The 852-nt window shown below is 53.8% G+C and carries 1 protein-coding gene; it reads left to right on the forward strand.

The window, feature by feature from the left end:
- Positions 1–852: aminotransferase class I/II-fold pyridoxal phosphate-dependent enzyme (locus ACTHUM_RS15735; RefSeq protein ID WP_440403384.1), on the forward strand; the 852-nt coding region annotated here is incomplete at both ends.

An 852-nucleotide genomic window follows, 5' to 3' on the forward strand; every position in this document is an offset into this window, starting at 1 on the left:
ATATATCGGTTATGCCGACGTGCATGTCGAAGGGCAGCATTTTATTTCGGTGAAGCCGAAAATCGAAAATGTCGAACACGAAGGCAAAGCGGGCTTCTTCAAATACCGCGTGGACTTTGACGCGCTGGAGAGCCTGCCTGAATTGAAAGAGGGCAAAATCGGTGCGATTTGCTGTTCGCGCCCGACCAACCCGACCGGTAATGTGCTGACCGACGGCGAGATGGCGCGTTTGGAAGCTTTGGCGCAGGAACACGGGATTCCGCTGATTATCGACAACGCTTACGGAATGCCGTTCCCGAATATTATTTACAGCGATGTGACGCTCAACTGGCACGAAAACATTATCCTCTGCTTCAGCCTTTCTAAAATCGGCCTGCCCGGTGTGCGTACCGGCATTATTGTCGCCGCGCCGGAAGTGGTCAAAGCCGTCAGCAGTTTGAATGCGATTGTGAACTTGTCGCCTACGCGTTTCGGCGCGGCGATTGCGGCTCCGCTGTTAAACGACGGCCGTCTGAAACAGCTGGCCGACCAAGTGATTCAGCCGTTTTACCGTCGGCAGGCGCAAACGGCGGTCTCCCTGCTCAAGCGTGAGTTGGGTGCGTATCCGTTGAAAATTCATAAGCCTGAAGGTGCGATTTTCTTGTGGCTTTGGTTTGAAAACCTGCCTGTTTCGTCGCAAACCTTGTACGAAATGCTCAAGGCTGAAGGCACGCTGATTATTCCGGGCGAGCATTTCTTTGTCGGCATTGATAGGCAAGACTATCCGCACGCACACGAGTGTATCCGTATGAGCATTGCGCAGGATGCGGAAACGCTGGAAAAAGGCATTGCCGCGATCGGTCGCGTGGTGCG

It is taken from the genome of Neisseria sp. P0021.S006 (assembly GCF_051956895.1).